General features: G+C 71.4%; 3 protein-coding genes. 2 read left to right on the top strand and 1 reads right to left on the bottom strand.

The genetic code is table 11. The features are described 5' to 3' along the window. Positions 1-40: 40 nt before the first annotated feature. Positions 41-952: a LysR family transcriptional regulator gene (locus AOK00_RS35625; RefSeq protein WP_055604243.1), complete on the bottom strand. Its 912-nt coding sequence runs from the start codon at positions 950-952 to the stop codon at positions 41-43. A gap of 97 nt (positions 953-1,049) precedes the next feature. Here AOK00_RS35625 and AOK00_RS35630 point away from each other — a divergent pair, with 97 nt between their 5' ends. Beyond that, a complete protein-coding gene (locus AOK00_RS35630; RefSeq protein WP_079042367.1) occupies positions 1,050-1,775 on the top strand; it encodes a succinate dehydrogenase in 726 nt (241 codons plus the stop codon). Between the two features lies 1 nt (position 1,776). Then, the coding region (locus tag AOK00_RS35635) for a fumarate reductase/succinate dehydrogenase flavoprotein subunit (protein WP_055604242.1) at positions 1,777-3,298 on the top strand (1,522 nt) is incomplete at its 3' end.

Consider the following 3,298-nt stretch of genomic DNA (forward strand, 5'->3'; position numbering starts at 1 on the left):
GGTGCGGGAGGAGCGGCGGGGGGCCGTGGCGAAGGTCTCCTCAGCCGGTGCCCGCCGCCCGGTCCGGGCCGCCCCGCCGCGATGCCAGCAGCATCCGCTGGAGCTCCCGCGCCGCCCTCGGCGGTGCGACGTCGCTCCGGTGCGCCAGGGCGATGGTCCGGCGCAGGCCCGGCCGGGCCAGGGCGGTCACGCGGAGGTCCCGGCCCGCCCGCGCCGCCACCATCGCGGGGACGACCGCCAGTCCGAGCCCGGCCCGTACGAACCCGAGGACCGCGTCGAGCTCACCGCCCTCGACCGTGAACGTCGGCTCGAAGCCCTCGGCCCGGCAGGCCGCCACGGTCAGTTCCCGCAGGTCGTAGCCGTGCCGGAACATCACGAGCGGCTGGTCCCGCAGGTCGGTGATCCGTACCGGTCGGCGCGGCGCCGGGGCCGCGGCCGAGGAGACGACCACCAGGTCCTCCCGGAGCAGCTCGACCGTCGTCAGGGCCGGTGAGGGGCTCGGCAGCGGCAGCACGACCAGCGCCAGGTCGAGGGCCCCGCGGGCCAGCTCCCGTACGAGATCGTGCGAGCCGCCCTCCTCGATGAGGAGCTCGATCCCCGGATGCAGGTCGTGGAAGGCGCGCAGCACGTCCGGGAGCAGCCCCGTGCACAGGCTCGGGGTCGCGCCGAGCCGTACCCGGCCCCGCTTCAGCTGGGCCAGCTCCTGCACCTCGATCCGGGCCGTCTCCGTGTCGGCGAGGATCCGGCGCGCGAGCGGCAGCAGGGCCTCGCCCGCGTCGGTGAGTGTGATGTTCCCCCGGGCGCGGCTGAACAGCTCGGCGCCCAACTCCTGTTCCAGGGCTTTGATCTGCTGGGAGAGCGAGGGCTGCGAGACATGGACGCGTTCGGCGGCCCGGGTGAAGTGACGGGTCTCGGCCACGGCGACGAAGTAGAGGAGCTGCTGGAACTGCATGGTCACCAGGGTAGGCGACATTCATAGGGTGGGCCTATCGAGATCAGCTGGACCATGTCTTGGACCTCTCGGGCCCTTCGGCCCTAGCGTCGTGGACATGGCTCTGGCACCCACGAGGGACCGGACGACGGGCCGCCCGCCGTCCCCCACACCGTCACGCGGATTCCTGTCATCGACCCTCGGCAAGAAGACGGTCATGGCAGTCAGCGGGCTGCTCATGCTCGGCTATCTCGTCGCCCATGTCGCCGGCAACCTGAAGGTCTTCTTCGGCCCCGAGGAGTTCAACGCCTACGGCCACTGGCTGCGGGTCATGGGCGCCCCCGTCCTGCACCACGAGTGGGCCCTCTGGCTCGTCCGGATCGTGCTCCTCGCCGCCGTCGTGGCCCACGCCGTCTCGGCGTACCAGCTCAGCCGCCGCGACGTGCGGGCCCGCCCCACCGCGTACGTCCACCGCCGCAAGCGCTCCTCGTACGCCACCCGCACCATGCGCTGGGGCGGGATCATCCTCGCCCTCTTCATCGTCTGGCACGTCCTCGACCTGACCACCGGCACCGTCCACCCCGGCGGCTTCGAGGAGGGCAAGCCCTACCAGAACGTCGTCGACACCTTCTCCACCTGGTACGGCAACGTCATCTACATCGTCGCCATGCTCGCCGTCGGCCTCCACGTCCGGCACGGCTTCTGGAGCGCCGCCCAGACCCTCGGCGTCGGCAACGCCCGCCGCGAGCGCCTCCTCCGCGGCCTCGCGAACGGCCTCGCGCTCGTCCTGACCGCGGGCTTCATCTCCGTACCCGTAGCCGTCATGACCGGAGTGGTGGGCTGACATGAGCTTCCTCGACTACACGACCGGTGAGCCGGTCGTCGACCACAAGGCCCCCGCGGGCCCCGTCGCCGAACGCTGGGACACCCGCCGTTTCCAGGCGAAGCTGGTCAACCCGGCCAACCGCCGCAAGCACCGGATCATCGTGGTCGGCACCGGCCTGGCCGGCGGCTCGGCCGGCGCCACCCTCGCCGAACAGGGCTACCACGTCGTCCAGTTCTGCTTCCAGGACTCCCCGCGCCGGGCCCACTCCATCGCCGCCCAGGGCGGCATCAACGCCGCCAAGAACTACCGCAACGACGGCGACTCGATCCACCGGCTCTTCTACGACACCGTCAAGGGCGGCGACTTCCGCGCCCGCGAGTCCAACGTCCACCGGCTCGCCCAGATCTCCGTCGAGATCATCGACCAGTGCGTCGCCCAGGGCGTCCCCTTCGCCCGCGAGTACGGCGGACTCCTCGACACCCGCTCCTTCGGCGGCGTCCAGGTCTCCCGCACCTTCTACGCCCGCGGCCAGACCGGCCAGCAGCTCCTGCTCGGCGCCTACCAGGCACTGTCCCGGCAGATCGCCGCCGGAAACGTCGAGATGCACGCCCGTACGGAGATGCTCGACCTGGTCGTCGTCGACGGGCGGGCCCGCGGCATCGTCGCCCGCGACCTGATCACCGGCGAGATCTCCACCCACTACGCGGACGCGGTGGTCCTCGCCAGCGGCGGCTACGGCAACGTCTTCTACCTGTCGACGAACGCCATGAACTCCAATGCCACCGCCGTCTGGCGGGCCCACCGGCGCGGCGCGTACTTCGCCAACCCCTGCTTCACCCAGATCCACCCCACCTGCATCCCGCGCACCGGCGACCACCAGTCCAAGCTGACCCTGATGAGCGAGTCGCTCCGCAACGACGGCCGGATCTGGGTCCCCAAGGCCAAGGGCGACACCCGCGCCGCGGCCGACATCCCCGAGGACGAGCGCGACTACTACCTGGAGCGGATCTACCCCTCCTTCGGCAACCTCGTCCCGCGTGACATCGCCTCCCGCGCCGCGAAGAACGTCTGCGACGAGGGCCGCGGCGTCGGCCCCGGCGGGCAGGGGGTGTACCTCGACTTCGCCGACGCCATCCGGCGGATGGGCCGCAAGGCGGTCGAGGAGAAGTACGGGAACCTCTTCGACATGTACGCGCGGATCACCGCCGAGAACCCGTACGAGGTCCCCATGCGGATCTACCCCGCCGTCCACTACACGATGGGAGGGCTCTGGGTCGACTACGACCTGCAGACCACCGTCCCCGGCCTCTTCGCCATCGGCGAGGCCAACTTCTCCGACCACGGGGCCAACCGGCTCGGCGCCTCCGCCCTCATGCAGGGCCTCGCCGACGGCTACTTCGTCCTCCCGGCCACCATCAACGACTACCTCGCCCGGCACCCCCACGCGGAGCCCGTCACCGACGACCACCCTGCCGTGAAGGAGGTGCTCGCCGAGACCGAGGACCGGCTGAACCTCCTGCTCGCCGTCGACGGCGACCGCA

This window comes from Streptomyces aureus (assembly GCF_001418135.1).
In the GTDB taxonomy this organism is placed as follows: Bacteria; Actinomycetota; Actinomycetes; order Streptomycetales; family Streptomycetaceae; genus Streptomyces; species Streptomyces aureus_A.

Bases quoted from the DNA above. Each gene is read 5' to 3' on its own strand.
- AOK00_RS35625 (WP_055604243.1), bottom strand. From the start codon at position 952: ATGCAGTTCCAGCAGCTCCTCTACTTCGTCGCCGTGGCCGAGACCCGT.
- AOK00_RS35630 (WP_079042367.1), top strand. From the start codon at position 1,050: ATGGCTCTGGCACCCACGAGGGACCGGACGACGGGCCGCCCGCCGTCC.